Source organism: Limisphaera sp. 4302-co (assembly GCF_049537155.1).
Classification (GTDB): Bacteria; Verrucomicrobiota; Verrucomicrobiia; order Limisphaerales; family Limisphaeraceae; genus Limisphaera.
Genome location: NZ_JBMVQZ010000007.1, coordinates 22,848 through 48,111, shown reverse-complemented (window position 1 = coordinate 48,111; position 25,264 = coordinate 22,848). Strand labels below are relative to the sequence as shown.

At 65.8% G+C, this 25,264-nt stretch carries 20 protein-coding genes; 3 read left to right on the top strand and 17 right to left on the bottom strand.

Annotated elements, in window-relative coordinates; all coding sequences use genetic code 11:
• Positions 1–76: 76 nt before the first annotated feature.
• The 5 genes from ACPDIX_RS08555 to ACPDIX_RS08535 form a co-directional block, all read right to left on the bottom strand.
• On the bottom strand, positions 77–322 hold the full coding sequence (locus ACPDIX_RS08555) for a hypothetical protein (RefSeq protein WP_423431368.1): 246 nt from the start codon (positions 320–322) through the stop codon (positions 77–79).
• Positions 323–329: 7 nt separating this feature from the next.
• Positions 330–2,450: a sodium:solute symporter family transporter gene (locus tag ACPDIX_RS08550; RefSeq protein ID WP_423431367.1), complete on the bottom strand. Its 2,121-nt coding sequence runs from the start codon at positions 2,448–2,450 to the stop codon at positions 330–332.
• A 216-nt stretch (positions 2,451–2,666) separates the two neighbouring features.
• Entirely contained in the window at positions 2,667–4,394 is a 1,728-nt protein-coding gene (locus ACPDIX_RS08545) for an FAD-dependent oxidoreductase (protein WP_423431366.1), read from the bottom strand.
• Positions 4,391–4,648 carry an anti-sigma factor family protein gene (locus ACPDIX_RS08540; RefSeq protein ID WP_423431365.1) on the bottom strand — a complete coding sequence of 86 codons (258 nt, stop codon included), beginning with the start codon at positions 4,646–4,648 and terminating at the stop codon, positions 4,391–4,393. The genes ACPDIX_RS08545 and ACPDIX_RS08540 overlap by 4 nt, the downstream gene beginning before the upstream one ends.
• 70 nt (positions 4,649–4,718) lie before the next feature.
• Complete coding sequence (locus ACPDIX_RS08535; protein WP_423431364.1) at positions 4,719–6,437, bottom strand: hypothetical protein; 1,719 nt, start codon at positions 6,435–6,437, stop codon at positions 4,719–4,721.
• A 126-nt stretch (positions 6,438–6,563) separates the two neighbouring features.
• Here ACPDIX_RS08535 and ACPDIX_RS08530 point away from each other — a divergent pair, with 126 nt between their 5' ends.
• Positions 6,564–7,541 (top strand): hypothetical protein, encoded by a 978-nt coding sequence (locus ACPDIX_RS08530; RefSeq protein WP_423431363.1) that lies wholly within the window; start codon positions 6,564–6,566, stop codon positions 7,539–7,541.
• Between the two features lie 70 nt (positions 7,542–7,611).
• Here the strand turns inward: ACPDIX_RS08530 and ACPDIX_RS08525 are convergent, their stop codons facing one another.
• The 3 genes from ACPDIX_RS08525 to ACPDIX_RS08515 all read right to left on the bottom strand — a co-directional run bounded on the left by ACPDIX_RS08525 (position 7,612) and on the right by ACPDIX_RS08515 (position 11,825).
• Positions 7,612–10,209: a TIGR03790 family protein gene (locus ACPDIX_RS08525; protein WP_423431362.1), complete on the bottom strand. Its 2,598-nt coding sequence runs from the start codon at positions 10,207–10,209 to the stop codon at positions 7,612–7,614.
• A 223-nt stretch (positions 10,210–10,432) separates the two neighbouring features.
• On the bottom strand, positions 10,433–11,314 hold the full coding sequence (gene ispE, locus ACPDIX_RS08520; RefSeq protein WP_423431361.1) for a 4-(cytidine 5'-diphospho)-2-C-methyl-D-erythritol kinase: 882 nt from the start codon (positions 11,312–11,314) through the stop codon (positions 10,433–10,435).
• A 67-nt stretch (positions 11,315–11,381) separates the two neighbouring features.
• A complete protein-coding gene (locus ACPDIX_RS08515; protein ID WP_423431360.1) occupies positions 11,382–11,825 on the bottom strand; it encodes an exosortase system-associated protein, TIGR04073 family in 444 nt (147 codons plus the stop codon).
• Between the two features lie 1,904 nt (positions 11,826–13,729).
• Between ACPDIX_RS08515 and ACPDIX_RS08510 the strand changes: the two genes are divergently transcribed.
• Together ACPDIX_RS08510 and ACPDIX_RS08505 are read left to right on the top strand one after the other, a co-directional pair.
• Positions 13,730–14,797 carry a hypothetical protein gene (locus ACPDIX_RS08510; protein WP_423431359.1) on the top strand — a complete coding sequence of 356 codons (1,068 nt, stop codon included), beginning with the start codon at positions 13,730–13,732 and terminating at the stop codon, positions 14,795–14,797.
• A gap of 2,187 nt (positions 14,798–16,984) precedes the next feature.
• Complete coding sequence (locus tag ACPDIX_RS08505) at positions 16,985–17,665, top strand: 3-keto-disaccharide hydrolase (RefSeq protein WP_423431358.1); 681 nt, start codon at positions 16,985–16,987, stop codon at positions 17,663–17,665.
• A 35-nt stretch (positions 17,666–17,700) separates the two neighbouring features.
• Here the strand turns inward: ACPDIX_RS08505 and ACPDIX_RS08500 are convergent, their stop codons facing one another.
• The 9 genes from ACPDIX_RS08500 to ACPDIX_RS08460 all read right to left on the bottom strand — a co-directional run bounded on the left by ACPDIX_RS08500 (position 17,701) and on the right by ACPDIX_RS08460 (position 25,192).
• Complete coding sequence (locus ACPDIX_RS08500) at positions 17,701–19,461, bottom strand: proline--tRNA ligase (RefSeq protein WP_423431357.1); 1,761 nt, start codon at positions 19,459–19,461, stop codon at positions 17,701–17,703.
• A gap of 50 nt (positions 19,462–19,511) precedes the next feature.
• Positions 19,512–20,267 carry a fumarylacetoacetate hydrolase family protein gene (locus ACPDIX_RS08495; protein ID WP_423431356.1) on the bottom strand — a complete coding sequence of 252 codons (756 nt, stop codon included), beginning with the start codon at positions 20,265–20,267 and terminating at the stop codon, positions 19,512–19,514.
• Positions 20,268–20,311: 44 nt separating this feature from the next.
• Positions 20,312–21,007, bottom strand: coding sequence for a DNA repair protein RecO (gene recO, locus ACPDIX_RS08490; RefSeq protein ID WP_423431355.1), 696 nt, complete (start codon positions 21,005–21,007; stop codon positions 20,312–20,314).
• A gap of 2 nt (positions 21,008–21,009) precedes the next feature.
• The gene (locus tag ACPDIX_RS08485) at positions 21,010–21,714 is read right to left on the bottom strand and encodes a DUF502 domain-containing protein (RefSeq protein WP_423431486.1); all 705 of its coding nucleotides are present in this window, start codon (positions 21,712–21,714) and stop codon (positions 21,010–21,012) included.
• A 25-nt stretch (positions 21,715–21,739) separates the two neighbouring features.
• Positions 21,740–22,375, bottom strand: a complete 636-nt coding sequence (gene ybeY / locus ACPDIX_RS08480) for an rRNA maturation RNase YbeY (RefSeq protein ID WP_423431354.1) — start codon at positions 22,373–22,375, stop codon at positions 21,740–21,742.
• The gene (locus tag ACPDIX_RS08475; RefSeq protein ID WP_423431353.1) at positions 22,338–23,306 is read right to left on the bottom strand and encodes a PhoH family protein; all 969 of its coding nucleotides are present in this window, start codon (positions 23,304–23,306) and stop codon (positions 22,338–22,340) included. The genes ybeY and ACPDIX_RS08475 overlap by 38 nt, the downstream gene beginning before the upstream one ends.
• Before the next feature lie 12 nt (positions 23,307–23,318).
• Positions 23,319–23,816 (bottom strand): HIT family protein, encoded by a 498-nt coding sequence (locus ACPDIX_RS08470; protein ID WP_423431352.1) that lies wholly within the window; start codon positions 23,814–23,816, stop codon positions 23,319–23,321.
• A gap of 206 nt (positions 23,817–24,022) precedes the next feature.
• A complete protein-coding gene (locus ACPDIX_RS08465; protein WP_423431351.1) occupies positions 24,023–24,331 on the bottom strand; it encodes an RNA recognition motif domain-containing protein in 309 nt (102 codons plus the stop codon).
• A 192-nt stretch (positions 24,332–24,523) separates the two neighbouring features.
• Positions 24,524–25,192: an anthranilate synthase component II gene (locus ACPDIX_RS08460; RefSeq protein WP_423431350.1), complete on the bottom strand. Its 669-nt coding sequence runs from the start codon at positions 25,190–25,192 to the stop codon at positions 24,524–24,526.
• Positions 25,193–25,264 lie beyond the last annotated feature (72 nt).

Here is a 25,264-nt window from a genome sequence, read left to right as displayed (position 1 = left end):
TCCCGCCCGGTGGATCCACCCCGGCGCCACCACCGCCCACCAAGCACCTCCGCATCCGCACCGGCAACGGGTTGCGTCAGACCCGGCCGGTCAGCGACTCCCCCTCGCGAGGCCGAAACCGCAGCGTGTAGAAGAGGCCCACGACCAGAAGAAACGCCCCCCACCATACCGGCGCATGCAGATGCCACAGCGCCACCCGCTGATCCTCCGGAGGCGGATGCAGGATCTCGTACACGCCGGCCGCCAGTATCAACAGGCCGTAAACGGCCAGCACCACGCCGATGAAAAACCAAATGGGAACCTGCTTTTCCGACGCATGCATGGCGACCTCACCAGAAAATGATGTTGATGGCGATCAGCACCGCGGCCACCACCGAAGCCCAGAAGATCGGCTTCTCATACCATGGACAGGGACCTTCATCCGGGAGCTCGGTCAGCCCCATCACCAGGTTGCGCAGCTCCGACTCCGGCTTGGGCCGCGTCACCAGGCTCACAACCACCGTAACCAGAACCCCCACCACAAACGACCACCACGCACTGTACATGTTGATCGCCATCGGCTTGGCCTTCTCGGACCGCGCAATCACCCTCGCGTGATCCGGATTGAAAGCCGCCGGGGCAAACCGCTTCTCCACCGTCACGTGACGCACCTCCACCCCCGGCCGCAGCACAACCGGCACCTCCTCCACGCCAAACTTCGACGGTTCCCGCGTCTCCGCCAGAACCACGTCCGGGGCCAAAAGTTGCAAGGGCCGCTCGTCCCGGCCGTCGCTGACCCGCCCCGCCAACACCAGCGCCTCGTCAGCCGACCAGCCCGCCACCGCAGGCACGTTCACAAACTCGACCGCCCCCTTCTCCACGATCACCCGCTGCAGGACACCCTCCGCGTCCCGTTCCAGCCGGACCACCGAGCCGGCCGCCAGCGTGGCCTTCGGTTGCGGTCGCCAACCCTCCGGAAACGCGTGCACATAGGCCCACATCCCGATGGAAACCAGAATCGCACTCAGGAATCCCCAGAACCCGGCCGCCGGCGTGGCCCGCTTCCACAACATCCCCAGCAGAATCACAGCAAACAGCGGCACGATGAAGAAAAACACCAGCACCTGCAGGTACTCCAGGATGTTCGAAAACAGGAACAACAGATAGGCCGTGCCGATCGAAAGCAGAATGCCCACGATCGAAGACCAGCGCCCCATCGCCAGATAATGACGGTCACTGGCGTGGCGCCGCAGAAGCGGCTTGTACACGTCATAGGTCCAGACCGTGGCAAACGCACTGATGTTGCCCGCCATGCCGGACATGAAACCCGCGATCATCGCCGTGACCCCCAGCCCCAGCAGCCCCGGACCCAGATACTGGCTCATCAGCAGCGGCAAAACATCGTTGTACGTGCGGTGGGTGATCCCCGCCCGCGGATCGCTCTCCGGCACCAGCACCACCGGACTGCCATCCGGATGCACCAACACCGCCAGCCCCAACAGGCCGGGCACCGTCACGATCAACGGCACCATCATCTTCAAAAACGCCCCGATGATGGTCCCGTTCTGGGCCGAACGAAGGTCCCTGGCCACAATCACCCGTTGCACCTGCAGAAAGTCCGTGCACCAGTAGCCGAAACTCACCGCCAGTCCCAGCCCGAACACCATCCCGAACCAGTCAATGCCCATCGGGTTCGAGTCGAAACTGCCCAAATTCCGCCACAAACTCGTGAAATCGGCGTTCTGGACCGTCGGATGGATGATCGGTGCATGTTGCTGGATTTTCTCCATCATCCCGCGCCAGCCACCGGCGTGAATCAAACCCAAAATCGGGATCAGCAACGAACCCGCCCAGATGAGAAAAAACTGCAGCACTTCGTTGAACACGGCCGAAAGCAGACCGCCCAGCGCCACGTAGATCGCCACCGTCAACGAGGACACCCAGATGCTCAGGTCCATGTCCCACCCCAGAAGCAGGTGGAGAATCTTGGCCATCGCAAACATGCTGGCGCCACTGACGCAGATGGTCAGAAAACTGAACGTGATGCCGGCCAGTGCCCGGGCGGGTTCCCCGTACCGCAGCTTCAAATAACCCGGCACCGAATGCGTCTTGCAGATGTAATAGAACGGCATCATCACGATGGCCAGAAACAGAATCGCCGGGATCGCACCGATGAAATAGGCATGGGCACCCAGCATCCCGTACTGGTAGGCCATCGCGCTCCAGCCCATCGTCTCCAACGAACTCAGGTTCGCCGAAATGAAACTCAGCCCGGCAATCCAGGCCGTCATCTTCCGGCCCGCCAGGAAAAAGTCCTCCCCGGTATTGGCAAACCGCTTCAGATAAAACCCGATGGCCAGCACCACCACGAAGTAGAGGACAATGATGAGCAGATCAACGAAGCCGAGTCGCAGCAGACTGCCCGGGCTGTCGCTCACGGCCATGGCCAGCAAAGGCGTGGGAGTCGTCATATCCGCCAGCGCGTCGCTCATCTGCGGGGGCCGCGTCCAGCCGGCGCCACCTTCCAGCAGCGCGAAAACCTGCCGGCGTCCACACGGCGCTCACCGCAAGCGTGCGCCAGCCTATCGACACCCTCGCCGGCGCTTCAACAAAAACCTTTCCCGAAAGCGGTCCTCGGCCGGTTCACCCTGACACCCCGGCATCGCACCGCCCCGCCGCACACGCCATCACCCCCGGGCGGGTGACCTGCCCCCTGTCCCGCCCATCAGCCAGGTCGCGGCACCGGGAGTCTCCCGCGCAGCCGACCAGGTGCGATATGACCCCGTCAGATTGCGCACCCGGAATCCGTGCTGCTCCAGGATGCGCGCCGCGAAGTACGACCGCTGCCCGCTGGCACACGCCACGATGATCTCGCGGTCCCGCGGCAGCTCGCCCAGCCGTTCCCGCAACTGCGACAACGGAATGTGAACCGAACCGGGAATGAACCCCTGCCGGCGTTCCTCCGCCGAACGCACGTCCACCACCAGCGCCCGCGCCGGATCGAGCCGCTCCACTTCGTGCCATTGCGCCGGCCGGACCAGCCCCGACCGCACGTTCTGACCCACCATCCCCGCCAGATTGACCGGATCCTTGGCCGAACCGAACGGCGGCGCATAGGCCAGTTCCAGGTCCGCCAGCGCATCCACCGTGAGCCCGGCCTGCAAGGCCGTGGCCAGCACGTCCACACGCTTGTCCACACCGTCGCGGCCCACCACCTGGGCGCCCCATAGCCGGCCGGTCCCGGGATGAAACAACACCTTCAAAGCCACCGGCTCGGCGCCCGGGTAATACCCCGCGTGCGAACCGGGATGCAGGTGGACCGCTTCGAAAGGCAGCCCCAGCCGGCGCAATGTCCTCTCATTGACCCCCGTGCAACCCGCCACCAGACCGAACAGGCGCAGGATCGCCGTCCCCCAACTGCCCTCGTACCGCGACGGCCGACCGCAGATGTTGTCTGCAGCCACGCGCCCCTGCCGGTTCGCCGGTCCCGCCAGGGGCAACAAGGTCCAGCGTCCCGTGACCCGATCGCGCACCTCGATGGCGTCCCCCACCGCCCAGATGTGCGGGTCGCTCGTCCGCAGATGATCGTCCACACGGATCCCGCCCAGCTCGCCCAACTCCAGTCCGGCCTGCCGCGCCAGCGTCACCTCGGGCCGCACCCCCAACGCCAGAATCACCACGTCGGCCGGCAGCCGAAAACCGCTGCGCAACCGCACCACCGAGGCCGCCGCCGCCTCGCCCGGCCCGGGCTCCTCAAACGCCACCACCGGATCGCCCAGGTGCAAATCCACTCCACGGGCCCGCAACTCACGATGCAACCAACCGGCCATCTCGGGATCCAGCGGCGCCATCACCTGCGGCAGGGCCTCCACCAACGAAACTTCCAATCCACGCAGGTGAAGTTGCTCGGTCATCTCCAGACCGATGTAGCCGCCGCCCACCACGACGGCCCGGCGTGCGGCGTGCGCCCCGATCCAACTCCGGATCTCGTCCACGTCCGGCACGTTCCGCACCACGAAATGGCCCGGCCGTTCCCACCCGGGCAGCGGCGGCCGCACCGGCACCGATCCCGGCGCCAACAACAGCGCGTCGTACGGTTCGAGGCTTTCCGTCCCCGCCGCCAAATCCCGCACCCGCACCGTCCGCGCCGAACGATCCACCTCCACCACCTCGGTCCGGACCCGTGCCTCGATGCGAAATCGGTCCCACAAACTTTCCGGCGTGTGCAACAACAGGTCCTCGCGCCGGGAGATCTCGCCACCCACGTAATAGGGCAGACCGCAGTTGGCAAAAGAGACGTACGGGCCGCGCTCGAACATCACAATCCGGGCCCGTTCATCCAGACGCCGGATGCGGGCCGCGGCCGATGCGCCGCCGGCCACTCCGCCCACGATGAGAATCCTGCGCGCGCTCATGCCTGCTGCGAGGTCCCGGGATGCATCTGTTTCCAGCGCTCGCGCAACACGGCGTGCAGCCGCTCTCGGAACTCCAGTGGCAACTCGTAGGGCTCCCCGTTCCTGTACAGCGTGATCGTCTTGCGGATGTTGTCCACCACAACCTGGCAGGGATCGCAGCCCGCCAAATGTTGTTCGAACTCCTTGCACACGGCCGGGTCCACCGTCCCATCCACGTATTCGTTCAGGATCTGCAGCAGTTCTTCACATTTCATGACGCGTCACCCTCGGGAATGGATCCGCCGGACCCGGGGAAGTTACAAAACCATTCACCGGCGTCACAAGTCAGCGCGCCGGCCCGGGCCCGCCCTCCCCCGGCCGACCCGCAGCCGCCGCGGAACGGATCGGAAAGCCGAGCAGACGCGCAAACTCGGGCAGCAACCCGTATCTCCGGGTCCACGGCGTGTACATGAACCCGCGCACCCCCGGCAGCCCGCCTGCCGCGGCCTGCCAGGCCGCCACGTCCCGCAAATCGTCGGCGTCGTAATAACACGCCACCAGCACCGGAAAACCTTCGCGCGCGAAAAACGCCAGGCTCTCCGGCCGTGGCGATCCTCCCCAGACCGCCATCACCAGATCCCTCGGAACGTACCGCCATGAACCCGTGAAGTCACCCTGCACGAGGTAGTAGTTCGACCTGGCATTGTGATGAGGGTCGAACATGTCGGACCACACGTAGACCTGCACCTCCGGAAGATGGCGCCGCAGCGCCGCCACCAGCCGCTGCACGCACTCCCCCAGCAACCGCGCCATGTCGCGCCCCGCGCAGGCCCCGCACGTGCCGCCCATCCGGACCTCGTCCATGTTCAAAAACACACGCCGGGGCCGCAAATGCTCCGCCAGCAACCGTGCCTCGTGATCCACGATCTCGTACAAACGCGGCTCCGCCATGCAAACCGTCACCTGCGACTCGTGGATCAGCATCGGATGGTACCAGCTCACCCGCAGACGTTCGCCCTCCCGGATCCGGCTGCCGGGCAACCGCTTCAGCTCCGCAGCCGTACTGTCCCCGCGCCACGGATTGAAATCCGGATTTTCCAGCGGCGCAAAATCGCGTCCCTCCTCATAGACCCGATCGTCCGCCTCCCCACACACCGTGACCGGCGTGCCCGGCCGGCGCAACACGCTCACCGGCCCCACCTCCTCCAAACCCCAGTCATCGAGCCAGACCCGTCCCGAACGCCCGCCCCACACCCCCGCGTACAAGCGGACCCGATCGTGCTCCAGACTGTTGAAGAGAAAATGGACCCGCCGCCATCCGCCCGTGGACGGCAGCGAAAAGGTGCGGGGTGCCAGTTCGCGGTCGCCGGCCAACACCAGACAACGAAAGGCCGACGCGGGATCCAACCCCTCGGTCCGCACCCAAAGGCTGACCCGGTAACAGCGGTAAGGCCGAACCGGCACCTCCTGCATCACCCGGCCGTGCCCGTGCGGGTTGGACCGGAAATTCTCCAGCCGCATCGAGACGCCCCCGCCGTGCACCACGTTCGTGTCGGCGAAACTCACCTCGCCCGGCTGATCGTGAAAGGCGTAATGCTCGAACCGGTCGCCCCGATGCTCTTCGAACCCCCCGTTGCGCAGCGCCACCGACCCCTCCGCAACGAACCTCGCCACACCGCCCTCCACCCGGAAGAGCGCATCCTTCACCGGCAACCCCTCCGCCAAATGCCGGTCATGCGCCAGAAAACCGCCACCGTAACCGATCGAAAACACCGCCGGAATCAGGTCCAACCCATTCGTGGCACAAACCTCGCGCACCACCCGCAGTCGCTCAAAAAACTCCGGAGAACGGCGGCAGAGCGTATCCAGCCCGAACGATACCACCGCACCGTTGAAGCCGTTTCGACCGGCCTCTTGCAGCACCTTCACCACCTCCGGCAAATCCTGCGCCCGTTCCAGGTCCCACCCAAACACCCATACGAACCGATCCTCCCATGCACCGGCCGCCGCGCCCATGCACCCGGTCACCATCAGGACCCATCCGAGACTCCGCCACACCTGCATGCGCCCATCCTCGACCTCCGCCGGGACCTCTGCAAGTCCGATGGCCCGTGCCCCTCCGGTGCGCTCCGCGGCCCGGGTCGCAATCAAACCCCTTGAACCCTTCGGCGCGCACCCTAAAGTGACCTCATGACAACGCAGGCGGGACACTCTGCCGAGCCACCGCGCAGCCCATCGAACGCCCGACCGGTGCCCACCAGCCGATCCGGGCGCGCCCTCCAGTTGGGCATCGTCTTCCTCGCGGGCATGGTCGTGGGAGTCGGACTGTGGCAGACCGCATCCCGCGCCCACCGCAACGGCGCCGCCCAAGCCGGTCCTCTGCCGCCATCGGTGCGCACCGTCCTGGATACTTTGCGCGAGCCGGTCACCCTCCATTTCTACATGGGAGTCGAGGACCCGGCCATCCCCGAAAGCGACCGCGCATTCGCCCGGCGCGTCGAGGAGTGGATCGCCCGGCTGTCCACCGCCTCGTCCCAGATCCGCCTCGTCCGTCACGAGGTGCGCACCCCCGAGGACCAGGCCGCAGCCGCCCGGGCGGGCATCCAACCCTTTCATCTGGAGCGGGGCGCCGCCGCCTTCCTCGGAGTCATTCTCGAGGGTCCCGGCGGTCAAAGGGTACTGTCGCGGCTGGACCCCGCTTGGGAACCCGCCCTGCCTTACGACCTCGCACGGGCGATTGCGGAAGTGGGTCAGCCACCCCCGGCGGTCGCCGCCACGCCGGCTCCGGATCAGGAGGAGGTGCTGGCCGACCTGCGCCAGACCCTGGGAGATCCGGAGTCGGTCGGCTTGAACGAGGGCGCCACCCGATTGCGCGAGGCGTCGCTCGAAGAATTCCGTCGAACCGCCGCATCGTTCCAATCCCGGCAGGCCGATCTGCAAAAGCGGTTTCAGGAAGCCGAACAACGGGGTGACACCGCAGCTCAACAGGCCATCCTCCGGGAAGTGCGCCAACTCCAGGCCGAACAAACGGCCCGGCTCCAGGCACTGGCCCAACGGCTCCAGGCGCAACTCGAACTGTGGCAGAAACTCAAAAGCCCGCCGGCACCCGCCGCTGCCACCTCTGCAGCCCCCGCTCTTCCTCCGGCACCCGGACGTCCCCATCGCTGATCCGCGGGCCCTTCCAGGGCGAGGTCGGCCGCCGGCGTTTCTCCGGTCGGCCGCGCTCACGCCGCCGCCCTCAGGGTTGCTCGCTCACCCGGTAGAACCGTGCGCCGGCAGCAGGGTCCGGCTCCAGCCATTCCATCGGTGAGTTCGTGGCCGGCCACGAGCCCCGCAACTGAAACGGCAGGTCCAGCCGCTCGGTGCTCCAGACTGCGTAGGTCCGGCCGACCACGGCCGGCCAGCGCAACCGCCAGGGAGGACCTTCGATCGCCACCCGCAACGGGCCCGCGGGCGCATCGTCCGGAATCAACCGCACCCAGTGCACCTCGGTCTGATACCGTGTGCCGTCGGGCCAGATGATCAGCGCCGCAAAAGGATGCAGGCCCGCCCCGAGTTCCGGGCCGGACACTGTGAACTCGGCCGAGGTCACATTCGTCTGCGCCCCCCACGTCCCACCCGTGCTCCGCAACTCCACCCGGGCCGCCGGCCCCGATTCCACCGTCACGCGCCAGCGCAGGGTGGTCTCCAGTCTGGTCAAGGGTCCCGCCACCAGCGGGATCAGGTCGGCTTTCCGCCCGGAGTTGTCCACCCGCAACCAGCGACGCAAATGTCCCTGGGTGGCCACGTGTGTTCCCTCGTAAGCCACCGCCACACATTCGTGCCAGCCGTCAGCCTCCGCCGTGGTGTCCCAGGCGAATTCCAGCATCAGATTCGTCACCCCCGCGGCCAGATACACATGATTGCGCGGCTGCAAATCGGAAAGGTTCTCTTCCAGCGTGTGCGTCCCAGCCGGTTCCACCGTGACCGCACCGGTCGCCGTGAGGGAGGCACTCCAGGCAGCCGCATCCGCCCATCCCGGCATGCGCGTCCGAAGGGCAAATGCGGCCGCTGAGCCGTCCCACTCGGAGTCGTAGTCCTCGGCCACCACGCCATCCGGTCCCTGCAGCTCGGGATGCTGGTTCACCGCATGCACCAGTGCCGCCACCAGCCCCGCCGTGTTCGTCTCTGCCGGATTGTTGACCGTCACGGTCACGTCCGGCCCGCCGGCCCGTGTCACCCTCAACGACAGACCCAGCGCATGACCCGGGCCCACCAGGTTGCGCACCCGAAACACGCGATACCCGCGTGCGCTCGAATCCACGAAAACCGGTTGCGCCACCCTCGCCCAGATGGTCTTTTCCGCTCCGTCACCCGCACCGGTCACGACCGACACCGGTGTCTGGCTGCCCGGCCGACCCGGTGTCACGGACCGGAGCAACAGCCGGTCTCCGACGGCCTCGGCAATCACTCCGGTCGCGTTGGTGTGTTCGGAACGGTTGATCTCCTCGGCCAGCCCCAGGGCCACCTCCGCCAGCGTCGCCCCGTCCGGAACCGTGTACTCGATCCGGTGCCCCAGCACCGTCAGTTCCACGCGGTTCCCACCCCCGGGCCCGCGCTCCCACAGCGTCCGCCGAAACCGGCCGTCCACGAACAGGTCCACCCGTCCCACCGGCCGATCCTCCGCCGCCGCCACGAAATGCCATCGCAGCGCCGCCAACCCGCCGACGGTCGCCCCGTCCGGCGGTTCTTCCCACCAGCCCTGCGGCCGGCGCGCAAACGGCGCGGCCAGCGGTTCCCCCACCAGCACACCCTGATACGGCGCCGCGACACTCTGATAGTAACACTCCGCGATGTTGAAGCCGCGTGCCTGATAGAAATAGTTGCGGGGAGCGGGAAATTTCTCCGTCCAGTTGCAGGGCTCCACCACCGTGCCGTAGCTGGCCGTGGCGCCGGCCGCCAGGAACTCCGGTACCCGCGTCATGCCGGATGCATCCTCGAACAACCAACCGCCGTACGACGTCAGATTGTCGGCCATGGCACCCGGAACAAAGAGATTCGGCGGGAGCGTGAACCCGTAAAAGCCACTCTGACTGCCCAGTTGCAACCCCAACCCCCCGGGGGAATCGGCGTTGGTCCGGATCATCGTCATCCGGCCCAACACCCGCTGCTCGAGAATCGCATCGTCAAAAGCCCAGTGCCGGACGTTGCGTGCCGTGTCGCTGCTCTTGACCAGATACACCGCCTGCGTCGGCCAGGTTTCGTCCGACAAAACCCCCCGTTCCACAATCGCCCGCGCCTCCGCCAGATTGGACGCCGTGATCATCGTGGCCAGCCAGTTCGACCACGCTGAACGCATCGCCACCTGCCGGAACGGCATTTCGCTGGCCGTGTAATCCTGGGAGGCCGACTCGGGCAGGCTGCAGGACGGCGGCAGACTCCCGGGCGGCTCCCCGTCCGCCCGCCATCCGTAAAACAATACCGAGGTTGTGCTGTTCCGGACCGGCTCGCCCGTCCCCTGCGATTCCACCACCCGGTACGGGATGTCCATCGAAAGGACCACGTAATCCACCTGCGAGGTCCGGCCCGAGGCCTGCAGCCACTGCGCAAACGGAACCAACAGATGGCTCTCGAAATCAGCCCGCGACCATTCCACCGGCCCGCCTTTCCAGTGAATCCGGAAGACCTGATCGGCCGGCACCCCGCGCAGCTCGCAATAGGCATTGCCCAGGGCGAGCGAGGCCGGGCTGTCGGCATTGACCACCACAGCCACGTTGAGGCCGCTGCCTCCGGCCAAACCGGCTGCCACCGCACCCAACCACAAACCCGCGATCCACACCCCATGACGCAACTTCATCGGCACCTACTCATCCGTGTCCGGCGGGATCCCACCAACCCGGCACCGCGCCATCCTCCGGTGCCCGATCCGCGGAAGGTCCCTCATCTCGGTTTCCATCGGCCGATCCCACGTCGCACTTGAGCCTCTTCCGCAACGCACTGTGGCGACCGCGCCCCGTGCACCACGCCCCGCCTGCACCACCCGGACCGGGCGCCCGCAGGCAAGGGCCTCGACCCGGCACTCAACAAGGTGCCACCCCCACAACCGCCGTCCAAACGTTTCTGCCAAACCGGCTGCGCAACGCCTCCAACATCGCCTCCCCCGCAGCCACATCCCGCACCACCGCAAACACCGCCGAGCCACTCCCCGTCATGCGCGCCCCCAGCGCCCCCTGCTCGCACAGATACCTGCAGTACAATTCCAGCACGGGAAACTTTTCGAACGCCGGCCCCTCGAACGCGTTGAAAAACCCCGCCACAGCACGCCCCGGATCCGCTCCCTGCAAGGCCTGCAACACTTCCCGGGCCCGACCCGCCCTGCCATGCAGCAGCGACGGAAACCGCGCCAGCTGTCCATAGGCCCATGCCGTCGAAATCCCAAAACCGGGGTGCACCACCAAAAACGCGCATCCCCGCAACGCCGGAAACCAGTCCAACGGTTCCAAACAATCACCCCGACCCGTCCCCAACGCCGGGCGATCCAGGAGAAAAAACGGCACATCCGCACCCAGCCCGGCTGCCAGACGATGCAACGTCTCCTCCGACAGCGGCCGATCAAACATCTCGTTCAACGCACGCAGGGTCACTGCCGCGTTGCCACTGCCGCCACCCAAGCCCGCCCCCTGCGGAATCCGTTTCTCCAGGTGGATCCGCACCCCGGCCCGAAGCCCGGCCTCGGCAAAAAATCGTTCCGCCGCCCGACACACCAGATTACGGCCGTCCACGGGCAACGCGGGATCCGTGCAGCTCAGCTCGATTCCCGAAGCCCGTCGCTCGAAATGCAACGTGTCGTAAACCGCCAGCGGGTGCAGAAGCGTCTCCAGCTCATGATACCCGTCCGGGCGCCGCCCCAGAACGTTGAGCAGGAGGTTCAGTTTGGCCGGGGACTTTCGAACCAGACTCATGGAAGCCAAAAGGCGCACCGGAAGACCCCACCGGTGCGCCCCCGTCCAAAAAACACCTCCGCAACCTTCAACGGTCGAAGATCTTGAACCGACTGTTCGGGAACATCGGCGCCACGTCGCCACCGCTGAACCCAAGCTCGGTCGCCGATTCGAACTCCGGCACCGCCAGGATGTCCGGCGTGTAATTGTCCGGGTACACCGGTTCGGGATTCAGATACGTGGTCGCCACAGGCCCGTACGGCGGAAACGGCGAGGTCACGATCTCGTACAAACCGATCCCCACACGGGCCATCGAACGGTTGAACCCGCGCACCAGGCCGGTCGTGTACGCCTGGTCGGGCGAATCGAACAAGGCGGTCTGTTCCACCGTCCGGCGCATCTCCCCCCAGCGGAGCAGCTCGCCCGTGTTGCGCAGGCCCCGGCCCAGTTTCTGCTCCGGCCCGGCACAGCCGCTCCCCAACAGTGCGCCCGCACAGGCCAACGCCGCCAACAAAGCCATTCTTGTGTTCATAAACGTCGTCCCTGTTCGCCGCACCAGCCTACCCACGCCCCCACTCCTGTAAAGCGCAATCTCGACCCGACGCGCGACACACACGAAATCACCGAACCTCCCGCTCGGGTCGAACATCCCAGCAATCGGGGCCTCCCCCGCAACACCGCTCCTCCTGGGCAGTACCCCCGCCCATCCCCCACAGCAGTTTCATCCGAGGCGAGCAGTGACAGGGCGAAGTGGAATGTTCGACATGGGACCAAGCCTGCCCGGCCTCCTCTGCCATGGCCGGCGCATGAACCAAACCCCATCGAGCCCCGAGAGGGCATGCCAGCCACTGCTGCGCGTGCGACGAATCGAAGAAACCAAGTGCCCCCGATACGATGAACTGCTGGAAAAGGAGCCCTTCCTGCACAGTGCCCGGGCGGGCGCAGCCCGGATGCCATGCGGCCGAGGTCGAGGGCCCGTGGGTGGCCCTGATCGCTTTCAGCGGGCCGGTCCCGCACATCCAACGGCGGTATCGCAAGATCGGACGGCCCCACGCCAACGGACCCGACTGCTCCATCTGGGGGTGAACAGCCGCCACCTTCCCTGTTGGATCGGGGGTGTGATCCCAGCCTGGCCTCGCGGGTCCCGGGTCCGTGTCATGAGCGGCTCAGCGGGGAACAGAACGCGCGCTGAATGCCTCTCGCATCAACGACGATGCCATGCATGGGCCGGCAGGACTCCGGTTGCGTTTGTGACGCAGCAACCCGGTGCCGAAGATCTCTGGAGAACCTCACAAAGGCAATCTGACCGACATTCTGGAACGGTCACAAAAGCGTCTGCCCCGGCAGCTTTCCCTGAATTTGGAGCGCATGGCACTTTTGGCCCTCGCCGGCCCCCGCAGATCAAATCGCCGTGTCATCCCGCAGGCCCCCGCAGTGGCAAGGCCCTTGACAGCTTTTTTTGATAGCAAGGTTTGCTCGACAACCCTGAACAGCGTGATGAATCGGATCCGAACGGGATCGTGCCACCGCTGGGCCACCGTGCAGGCAGGCTGGCAGGAGTGTTCCCTTCCTCCGTTCGGGTCGTCCTGCTCGGTGACCATCAACCTCACGAAAGGAGCCCACACATGACCGGATCCTGCAGGTCTCAGACCGTTCAGACCCACCCCGAAAACCGAAGTCAATACAAGGCGGGCTTTTGTTGGGTGTTCGTTGTTACCGCGGCCGTATTAACCATGGGCGCTTATTGTCCCTGGAATGAGAGCACCGTGGGGCCATGTGGGCGTTGGACAATCATCGCGCCTCCCGGCTACTGTTACGTGGGCGAATGCCTCCCCAATGGGGTGTGCACTTCAAAGTCCGGAGGTAACGGGGCATACCTCCATTGCCAAACGGCCACCGAACCCTGCGTCGCGTACCTGAGAGAATATGCTCCGTCCAACGATTTGCCCTGTGCACGATACACTGGCACCCTCGTGGTCTCCTGCGGCGGTGATCGCACCAAGGTCAGCGCGGTGGTTCTGTGTCCGTCGGAGGATTAGCAGACGGTCGATGCGGCAGCCGCCGCACAGGGCAAAGATGCCGGAACAAAACAGCCGATGGGCCGGCGCCGGGGGGTGTGTCCCACAAGGTACAGCGTCGGCATCGCCATGGATGCCTGACCGTCGCCAATCGGGTGGCACTCCGTCCTCGCGCGGCAAACCGGGCGTCATATCTGCAATCGTCACACGGCCATGATCCGTCTGCCCCCACCGATGAAACCTGTCTTTTTGAAAGCCACACAGTACTTCCGCCGTCTACCCGGCAAAACCGCTCTCCGGTTCCCGTCGAGGGCTCCGTTTTGCGGCTTTCTCCTCGCCATCGCCGCCCCCCCTGGCCCTGTGCACCGGTCGGTCGCAGTCCGAACAACCCGGCGGGCCCGCAGCAGACGACGCCATCGTGTTGGAAGGCAGCTTCGCCTATGAGAACTGGCTGCGGCCGGCCGGGATCGGCATCGAGAGAGACGCACACGGTTGGTTCCGCGTGGAGCTTCGACCGCCATGGTGGGCCATCGAGTACGAGGTTCGAAGCGCTGTCACCAACCCCGCTGCCGTGTTTGCAGGGGGCGCCGTCAGCAGCGACGGCCGCCACACATTTGTCGTGCGACGACCCAACCCTTCAAGCGCGCCGCAGCCGGCCGCCCATCCTCCCGCACACCCGGGCGTCATTTACGCAAGCCTCTGCCCGCCGGTCTGGGAACGCGAACCATATCACCTGTGGCTGATGCTCGTCGCCCCGGCCATATGGACAAACGCCGTCGGGCCCGCGCCCGGCCCCGAGGCCGATGATCTGGCCCTCTTCCATGATCCCCGTGCCGAATGCCGATACCGTTGGGTGGAACCCACCAACGGAGCCGGTCGGCAGCTCCTCATCGAGGCACCCGGAGAACTGCTGATCCGTTGGTTGCCGCGGGGGCCCCATCCTCAGTTGATCCGCTTCCCTCCGCCGTTCCACCGGGGCTACCCCATGGTGCAGGTTCGGTGGCTGACAGAAACCAACCTGGGCGGTCTACGAATCCCGCTCGTGGCCGAGCTGGTTTACCTCACCCGCAACGGCCTGCCTGAAAGTTTCAGCGGATTGGAACCGTGCCACGGATACACCACCCGCGTCGGGCGCGTTTCCATCCGCCCGGCTCGGTCCATGCCGCTTCCACCGCCGCCGGACACCACCGTCCTTGTCACAGACCACCGGTTCTGGAAGGCGGGGGTGGCCGAACTGCATTACAGCGTGCGCAACGACTGGTCGGCTGCCGGGGAATCCCTGAGGCTCCAGCACGCACAGAAAGTTCAGAAGATCAGTCTCGAAGAAATGGTCTTGCGAGACCTGGGATTCGGGAAAGAGCGCCCGGCCCCAAAACCACGTGCCTGGCTGGTCCGCAGCCTGTTCATCGCCATTCTCGTCTTGCCTCCCGTGTGGTGGTGGTGGAACACCCGGGGCCGGCGTCGTTCCCACAACACCACACCCTGACAGCCCGGCGCAAAAGTCCTTCACCAACCGGACCGGGCATTGCCAGCTGCGTATGTTTGAGGTGCCTGGAGTAGAGGAAACCCAGGGTTTCCATGAGCAATCCATTCGGCGGAAACCGCCCATCGCACCGCCCCAGCAGTAGACCCCCAAAGACAGGCGGCCCGTCCATGGATCTTCCACAGTCAACCCGGGCCGATCCGCAGCGGCTCCTCTCGGCTTCGCCCAGCCAGCGCTCGCACCAAACCGTGTGCATCCGTTCCGCGGGCCGCCAATGATCAGATGCACCGAGGGTAACAAAGCCGACCCCACGTTAGTTGGAGACCGAACCCGGGGTCTCGTGCTCTTCTGCCTGCCCTGGTGCGCCTTTCGGCGTCCTGCCATCAACGGCGGTCTGACCTTCCCACGCCCGTCTCCCGGGTGGACCAGCCCCATGCGTGGGGCATCCGAGGCACCCGGCACACCGACGCGTACAAACTTCGGAACCATGGGAGCGCGCGCCCCGAACGGCGGCCGTTTCTACAGTAACAAGGTATCCGGCACCGCCGCCCTCGTCCCGCCTGCATTTCCCGGTCCAACTGGCCCTGACAGTATGGAAGAGGACCGGCGTCGAAACCCGGAAAGGATGGCCCATAACAAAGTGGCTGACCTGCACCGGTACGGTAGGGCCCATCCTGGTCGCAGGCAGTGTGGCAGTGTGGCGATGGCTCATCCGATTCGCACCCGTCCGAACCTCCTTGATTGCAACCTGGGACTCTCCCGAGAAACCGTACCCCTGGCCTATTGGACCGTGCTCCATTCGTACGCCCCGCGGATCGGCCTGCGAGCCCTTGTCCACACAGTAGCCAACGACAGGCGCGAGACGCATGTCAGGCGCGCAAACCCGGATCAAACGCCCCACCCGCTGTGGCATCGCCGACTCGCTGGCCAGGCCTCGCGCACAAATCGTGGAGGAATCGGTTGGCCTGACAGGGCGGTTTGACCGCGGGTTGGATAGCAGGGTCGGAGTCTCCTGCCGAAATCGCGGTTCTGGTCCGCCAGGCCCCCACCTCACAGGACCGGCACGCCACGGCCCCACCCGGGTCGTGAGCCTGTTGCCTCCCAGCCTTCGGTGCGCAGGGGCAAACTGGCGTGCTTCGGTGAACCCCGGGTACTCCCACCAGGATTTTTACCCGGAGGCACTCCGCAGGTTGTCCGGCATTACACCAGCGGACGCCAGAACAGCGCACCCACTCCTGTTCGATCCCTTGCGCGGGCCGCTCTGATGGAGTCCGTTCCGTTGCCTGGCGCTCATCGTGCTGCCCCATCGGTTCGTCCTGCACAAACGATTCTGTTGGCTCGCCCGTGCCACCTGTCTGTTGCAGGTGGGCATCATCTCCGGAAAGGTTTGGGACTGGGAGGCAGATCAGCGCCCAGGTGCGCACCCGCTGCCCGCGAGGCTGCCGTGGCTGTCACCGCCCCTGACCCTGGCCCAACCCGATTTCCCCGCCCCGGTACACTCCCGGCAGGTTACTCTGTACCTGCCGTGGCCACCGCGACGACAACCGACGCCTGTCCACCGACCACCAGATCGCCAGCCCCCTCTTCGAAAACCAACCTCTCCACGTGGGTGAAAGGCAACTTGAACCCCAGCCAGCGCACTTGGTCAGGGATTTCGCCAGTGGCGTCGCGCGGGCTCTGTGTCGCGGCGTCGATCCCGGGCTTCCTGTGGCTGGGGAACCGACTTGCCCTCTCCATCAGGTCGCCCGGATCCAAGACCTAGGAACGCCAGGGCCCTGCGACGCCCCTCTTCGAGACGCTCAAACGGTCTCGCGTGCCCCAGCCGAAACCTCCGTGGGCTCACACGGATCACCTTCGGCATGGGCACCGGACCGCCGGGGCTTCAGCCCGCGCCCGGTTCACCCGCCCCCCTTCCATCAGGCGACCCGCCAACGCCCGGAAGCGGATCCTCCGCAGGCCGGCTTTCCAATCCGATTCCCGGGATCTGCATTCCGGCACGAGCCATGCACCCACACGTTCGGCAGGAGAAAATTCAGGCAACAGGCACTTCAGATGGCTGCAAATCAAACTCGCCCTTTCCCTGTCCTGACGTCATATTCGGCACACATGAACCGGGTTCGACACCTTCACGCAGACGCGGCCACCCGCAGGAAACGAAATCCGGTGCTCCAACATTCCCGGGCATGGGCGATGATCTTGCCATTGCTCCTCTGTGCCCTTCCAGCCGCCAGGACCACCGCCGCCTCCGATCCATCCCCCTCCCCAGAAGGAGCATGGGAGTCCCTCTTCGACGCTAGAACGCGCCGGGGCTGGCGCGCCTACCGCGGCGAACACTTCCCGGACCGCGGCTGGGTGATCACCAACGGATGCCTGGTCCGATGGCCCGGCGGACGCGCAAGCGACCTGGTGACCGAAGCCGAGTTCGACGATTTCGAATTCGCGTGGGAATGGAAGATCGTCCCCGGCGGCAACAACGGCGTGAAATACCTCGTACTGGAGTCCCGGCCGGCCGCACCCGGCCACGAGTACCAAATGGTCGACGACACCACCGTCAGCGACCCGCGACATCGTACGGCGGCATTCTACGATGTCCTGGCGCCCCACCCGGCCGTGCAACCCCATCCACCCGGCCAGTGGAACCGGTCCCGGATCGTGGTCCGCGGCTCGACCGTGGAACACTGGCTCAACGACGTGTGCGTGCTGACCTATCAACTCGACAGCCCCGAACTGCGCCGGGCCATCCGCGCCAGCAAGTTCCGCAACACACCAGGTTTCGGCCAAAAATGCCGGGGCCGGATCATGCTCACCGACCACGGCACCGAAACCTGGTTCCGCAACCTGCGCGTCCGCCGGCTCGACCCTACCCGCTGAACCGGGAAGCCTCCTGCTCCCGGCAGGTCGCCCGCTCAACCGGCCGCCTCCAACAGCGCCCGACGGGCCTCCTGCACCAGTGCCGCCACCCGCACGGCCGCTTCGTCCACCGAAACGGCCTCCACCTGCCCGCCGGCGCGCCGCTTGATCTCCACCTGTCCCTTCGCCAGTAATTTCTCCCCGATGTTCACCCTGAACGGAAAACCCACCAGATCGGCGTCCTTGAATTTCACACCGGGCCGCTCCTCGCGATCGTCGAGGATGACCTCGATCCCCTCCCTCTGCAGCGCCTCGTACAAACGGTCGGCCACCGCGCGCACCGGTCCGTCGGCGTTCATCTGCAACGGCGTCAGGCAAACCTCGTACGGCGCCACCGACACCGGCCAAACGATCCCGTCAGCATCGTGCGACTGTTCGATGATGGCCTGCAGCGTCCGGGTCACCCCGATCCCGTAACAGCCCATCACACATGGTCGGCGCACACCCGACTCGTCAATGAACGTCGAACCCAGCTTCTCGCTGTACTTTGTCCCCAGCTTGAACACGTGCCCCACCTCGATCGCCCGCCGGATCTGCAGAGGACGTCCACAGCGCACACAACCCTCGCCGGCACGAACCGTCCGGAGATCCGCCCATTCGTTCACCCGCAAATCCCGCGCCACGTCCACGTGCCGGAAATGGTGACCGTCCTCGTTGGCGCCGGTGATCATCTCCGTGGCACCGCGCAAACGTTCGTCCGCCCAAACCGGCGGCGCCGGATCCGGCAACGTCGCCGCCACCGCACCCAGACTCCCTGGGTGAGCCCCCAACAGGGAATGAATCTCCTCGGCTGTCGCCGGCCGGAAGGTGGTGGTCCCCAGACGCGCCGCCAGCTTCGCCTCGTTCAACTGGTCGTCGCCCCGCAATAAAATCACCAGCGGCCGGCTCTCCACGATGTACACCAACGTCTTGATCTGCCGCTCCGCCGGCACCCCGTACGGAGCCCGGCTCAGGTCCTCGATGGTCTGGACGCCCGGCGTGGGAAACTTCTCCGGCGCGGGCGCCGTCCCCTGCACGGGCGCCTGCCCGCCGGCCGCCACCCTGCTGACGGCCTTCTCGACATTGGCGGCGTAACCGCAACCCTCGCAATAAGCCACCTCGTTCTCACCCGTCTCGGCCGGCACCATGAACTCATGCGACAACGTCCCCCCGATGACCCCCGTGTCCGCCTCCACCGGAAAGGTCCGCAACCCGCAACGGGCAAACACCCTCGTGTATGCCTCGTACATCCGTTGGTAACTCTGCTGCGCCGCCTCGTCGCTGACGTCGAAACTGTACGCATCCTTCATGATGAACTCCCGCGCCCGCATCAGACCGAACCGGGGCCGGATCTCGTCCCGGAACTTCACACTGATCTGATAAAAATTGCGCGGCAGTTGCCGGTACGACTGGATTTCCGCCGCCGCCAGCAGCGTGATCACCTCCTCAGCCGTCGGACTCAGCACCCACTCCCGCCGGGCACTGTCGTACACCTTGTACAACACCTGCCGGGCGGTTTCATACCGGCCGGATTGCTGCCAGATCTCCGGCGGTTGCAGGGCCGGCAACAGCACCTCGATGGCACCCGCACGGTCCATCTCTTCCCGCACGATGCGTTCCACCTTGCGCAACGCACGCAGACCCAGCGGCAGAAAACTGTACACGCCGCCGGCCAGTTTCCGTACCAGTCCGGCACGCAGGAGCAACTGATGCGACACGATCTCCGCCTCGGCCGGCGCCTCACGCAATGTGGGAATCAGGGTCTGGGTCCAACGCATGCTCGTTCTCCCGGAAAAGGTCTCACCACCCGGCGTCCGCCCGCCGGATCTCATTTCACCGTGTTGATCAGCGGGGCCAGCCCCTGGATCCGCACCTCCAGGCGGTCCCCCGATTGGATGGGGCCGATCCCCGCCGGCGTCCCCGTCAGAATCACGTCCCCGGGCAACAGGGTCAGATGAGTGGAAATGAAACTCACCAGATGAAAACAATCGAACACCATCTGACTGGTGTGCGAGTTCTGCCGCAGCTGGCCGTTCTGGAACAGCTGAATGGTCAGGTCGCGAGGATCCAGCTTCGTCTCGATGAACGGCCCCAGCGGCGTGAACGTGTCAAAGGACTTGCAGCGACCCCACTGGCCGTCGGAAGCCTGGAGCGTCCGGTCGGTGATGTCCTGCGCCGCGGTGTAACCGAGAATGTAGCGCGAGGCCGCGTTCGGCGTCACATTCCGCGCCCGCCGCCCGATGACAATGGCCAGCTCCGCCTCGTAATCGGTGCGATGCTCGGGAAAAGGAATCTCAATCTTCCCACCGTCCGGCAACAGCGACGACGGCGCCTTGAACCAGAACAACGGCTCCCGCGGCACCGACTTGCCCGTCTCGCGCGCGTGGTCCGCATAATTCAACCCCACCGCAATCAGCTTGCTCGGCGTCACCGGCACCAGCGTCCGCACCCCTTTCATCGGCGTCGGCTTCCGCTCGAACGAAGGGGAACCGAACAGGTCGCCCTGCATCCGGTACAGTTCGCCCTCCACCACCTTCGCATAAAAAATCTCGTCGCCTCGCTGGAAACGCCCAATGGCAGCCATAAGGATGGCGCCGTGCTAACAGATCGAACCCCGGGCGGGCAAGCTCAAACCCCGGTCCCCGGGACCCCCAACCCGGCGGGGCCTTCCCCTGTCGCATGCCCCGCTCCCCCCACCGGGCCCGGCCGGACAAACGTCGCGCCCACCTGTTCCCGCCAGATCCACCCCACAAGCCGGGTCACCTCCCGAACCACGGCCGCCGGCGGATCCAGCGTCTCCAACCGCCCCCAGTCCGCCCCGCGCAGGGCCTCGAACACCTCCCGCGCAGGTTCGGACAATGTCCGCGCCGGCCGCACCGGATCCCATCCCAGCAACGCCAGCAGCCGTAGCTCGAACGCCAGCAGCAACCGGTTCCGCGCCGGATAACCGTCCAGGTGACGCACCAATCCGAGCAACAGTTCGAACACCGCCGGAACAGGGGTCTCACGCTCGGTCACCTGCTCGATCCGCCGCACCGCCTCCGCAGCCAGCCGAAGTTTCTCCGCATCGGTTTGCAGTCCGCGGTGGACAGCCAGCAGATGCACCTCCCTCAACATGTGCAGATCCGAACGCCGGCTCCGCTGAAACACCAGCTCCTCGTGAAAAAACAGGTCCAGCCGGCCCTGAAACGGCGAGCGCGGGCGCCGGGCCCCCTTCGCCACCGTGCACAAACGGCCGCACTCCCGCGTCAACCAGTGAACCGTCAGGCTGGTCTCGGTCAGCGGCCGCACCCGCAGAATCAAACCCTCTGCACGTTCCTGCATGTTCAGGGCCGCGGCGAAAGGCCCGCCCCGTCGGAGACGCGCAGGTCCGCAGCCTCCACCGGCGGCGCCACCCGCGGCGGCAACGGGCCCGACGGCGAAATCGAACCCACACTCACGATGAACCGGACCGCATCCGCCACAGGCATGCGCACCGGTCGCACCTGGGACACGGGCGCCACCAGCAGGAAACCCGAGGTCGGATTCGGCGTGGTGGGGATGAACACGCTCACCGTCCGTTCCCCCACGGCACTGTCCAGGATGCTCTCGTGTTCCCCGGTAATGAACCCCAGGGCATACAACCCCGGGCGCGGAAACTCCACCAGCACCACCGTTTGAAAAGCGCCCTTCTTGCCCAACGAAAACGCGTCGTTCACCTGTTTGATCAGCGAATAGACCTTGTTGAGGATCGGCACGCTCAAGATCGCCTGGTCCACCCACGCAATCACACGCCGACCCAGATAATACCGGGTGATCCGACCCACCCCGATCAACAGGCCCGCCGCCAGAAGCAGGGCCACCATTTTCCAATGCCAGTACATGGGCCCGGCCCCGCCCTGGGCATGCGTCAGCGAGCGCGGCAGGAAAAACAGAAGCGTGTCCGTGAAGTTCGAAACCGTGCCAAACAACCACAGAACCACCGCCAGCGACAGGGCCACCGGCATGACCACCGCCAGCCCGGCCAGAAAATCGGCCCGCAACCGCGTCATCAAGGTCTTCCGCACAGCCGCCAATCTAGGAGCTTGTCCCCCGCTCCACAAGCGGCGCCCGCCGCCGCGCCCGCCCGCACGGCCGCAGCGACAACCGCCCCGCCCACCGCACCAAACGGCGCAACAGACGGTCCTCCTCCTGCTTCATCCGACGGCGCGACTCGGGGCTCATGTCGTCGTATCCCCGGAGGTGAAGAATCCCGTGAATCAGGTACCGTGCCAGCTCTCGCGACCAGTCCGTTCGGAACCGCCTCGCCTGCCGCACCGCCTCCTCCACACCGATGCAAATCTCCCCCGCCAACACGCCCGCCCGGCCCGTGCCACCGCCGTCCGCATAATCGAAGGTGATCACGTCCGTCGGCCCGGAGTGGCCCACGAACGTCTCGTTCAACTCCGCCATCGCCCGGTCCCCCAGCAGACACACACTCAGACTCGCCCGCTCCAGCCCGGGCAGCTCCGACAACACCGCCCGCGCCCACCCCGCCAGCCGCCGCGTATCCACCGCCCGGCGCCGTTGCCGGTTGGCCACCTCCACCTGCCAAACCGGCCCCGGGTCCGTCACCCCGACGCTCGCCGCGGGCTTGTCCACCCCCTCCCCGGACCGGCGGACCCCGCGGCCGGCGCTACCGCGAGGGCCGGTGCCGCGCACGGTGTTCTTCATAAGCCGCAATGATCCTTTGCACCAGCGGATGCCGGACCACGTCCGCCCGACCCAGCTCGACAATGGCAATGCCCGGCACGCCCTGCAACACCCGGTGCGCCTCCAACAAGCCCGACTGCTTGTGTGGCGGCAGATCAATCTGCGTTTCATCCCCCGTGATCACGGCACGCGACCCGTGCCCCAGCCGGGTCAGAAACATGAACATCTGCTCGGTGGTCGCGTTCTGCGCCTCGTCCAGGATGATGAACGCATTGTTGAGTGTCCGCCCCCGCATGTATGCCAGCGGCGCCACCTCGATCACGCCCCGTTGCATGTGCCGTTCGATTTCCTCGGCCGGCAGCATGTCGTGCAATGCGTCGTGCAACGGCCGCAAATAAGGCAGGATCTTCTCGTACAGGTCGCCCGGCAAGAAGCCCAGCGCCTCCCCGGCCTCCACCGCCGGCCGGGTCAACACGATCCGGGAAACCCGGTTCTCCCGCAGCTCCGCCAGCCCCAGCGCCACCGCCAGATAGGTCTTGCCCGTCCCGGCCGGCCCGATGCCGAAGGTCACATCGTGCGCCCGCACCGCATCCACGTACCGCTTCTGCCCCGGCGTGCGCGGCGTCACCGGCGGTTTCCGGTCCGACGTCACAATCCGGTCGCTCATCAATGCCCGCAGCGTGGCCACACCCTCCCGCTGCACCACGTCCAGCGCATGCGCAAAATCCCGGCTGCGCACCGGCGTGCCGCTCCGCAGGTTGTCCTCCAGCATGCGAAAGAGTTGCCGGGCGCGTTCGATCGCCTCCGGCGACCCCTCCAACCGGATCCAGTTGTCGCGACAGACGGTTTTCACCCCGAGCTGGTCACTCAGGGCACGCAGGTTGCGCGGATCGTTGTTGTACAGGTGTTGAACGACGCGGGCGCTCTCGAAATGCAGGGTCTCGGTGGGCATGCGTTCGGCGTCTCAAACAGTCAGGGTTTGCAAAACCTCCCTCAGGCGTGCCGCTGTCTCACTCAACGCCTCGGGCAAAACCTTCGTATCCGCAAGCACCGGCATGAAATTCGTGTCCCCCACCCAGCGCGGCACGATGTGCAGGTGCAGATGCTCCTCAATCCCGGCCCCGGCTGCGCGCCCCTGGTTCAGCCCGATGTTGAACCCGTCCGGGTTCATCAGCCGTTTCAAGGCCGCCACACAACGCTGCGTCAGTCGCATCAGGTCCGTCAGCTCCTCCAAGCTCAACTCCCCCAACTCCGCCACCTGACGATACGGCACCACCATCAGGTGCCCCCCGTTGTACGGATACCGGTTCAACAACGCAAAACACGTCCGATCCCGCGCCACCACCAGGTTCGCCTCGTCGTCATTCGACTGCGCAATCCGCGTGAACAGCGAGCCGTCCCCGGCCGGCGGCTTGGGTGCCAGTATGTACCGGATCCGCCACGGGGCATGCAGCACTTCCATGCCGCCCACACTAATCAGCCGATCCCACCCTGTCAAAGACCCGGCCGCGCCCCGGAACGCCCCTCCCCGCCGGGCCGCGCTTCCCACTCCGCCCGACACTCCAACAAACGCCCCCACCCCCACGGATCCCCGCCCTCAAACGAAAAGGGCGGCGCCCGGAAACGGTGCCGCCCCGTGTGCAGAATCCTCTCGGAACCCGCAAAACCTCAATAGCGGCTGCGCCCGCCGGAGTGCGGCCGGCGACCCCCGCCACCAAACGAACGCTCCTCACGCGGCCGCGCCACGTTCACCGTCAACGGACGGCCGCCCAACGACGCGCCATGCAACGCTTGAATCGCCGCCTGGGCCTCGTCGTCCGTGCTCATCGTCACAAAGGCAAATCCGCGGGAACGCCCCGTGGAACGGTCGGTCATCAGATTCACCTCCACAACGTGCCCGTGCGCACTGAAGGCATCCTGCAGATCGTTTTCCGTGGTGTGATAGGAGAGGTTTCCTACAAACAGTTTGTTGTTCATGTGATGTTCGTGTCCGCGATTTCCCGCAACTTCACCAAGACCGTTCCCGAACCGCCGGGTTTCGAATCATCACCGAACAACAACCGTTCACCTGAAGATTCACCAAGTCCTGGAAAGTGGCCGGTCCACCGTCCAGACGCGCACCAACATGCCGAAATTCCCGCCGACCGCAAGAACTTTTTTAAAAAATTTTCAGTCCGCCTGAAGACCCTTCCCCGCCGCTCCGCCCCGCCCGGCAGCTCCCCCGGCCCCCGCACCGCCCGCAACATCGGACGCACCCGCCGCATGCCCGGCCGCACCCATCCGCAAAAAATTCCGCAACAGCTCGCGCCCGCACTCCGTCAGGATGCTCTCCGGATGAAACTGCACACCCCAGATGGGCAGCTCCCGATGCCGCACCCCCATGATCTCGCCCTCCTCGCTCCGGGCCGTCACCTCCAAACACTCCGGCAAACTCTCCGGCTCGATCACCAGCGAATGATAGCGCGTGGCACGGAACGGATTCGGCAACCCGGCAAACAGATCCCGCCCGTCATGGTGGATCATCGAGGTCTTCCCGTGCATCATCCGGTAGTTCACCACCACCCGCGCACCAAACACCTGCCCGATGCACTGGTGCCCCAGACAAACCCCCAGGGTCGGAATCCGCCCGCCCAAACGACGAATCACCTCGCACGACAACCCGGCCTCCCGTGGCGAGCAGGGACCCGGCGAGATCAGCAGCCGGTCCGGTTGCCAGGCCTCGATCTGCTCCAGCGTGACCTCGTCGTTGCGCACCACCTTCATGGCCACGCCCATCTCGCCAAGGTATTGCACCAGGTTGTACGTGAACGAATCGTAGTTGTCGATGACCAGCAACATATTCGGCCCGACCTCACTCTACCCGTGCCCTGCCCGGTTGCCAAACGCACGCTTGCCCGACCCGCCCCATCC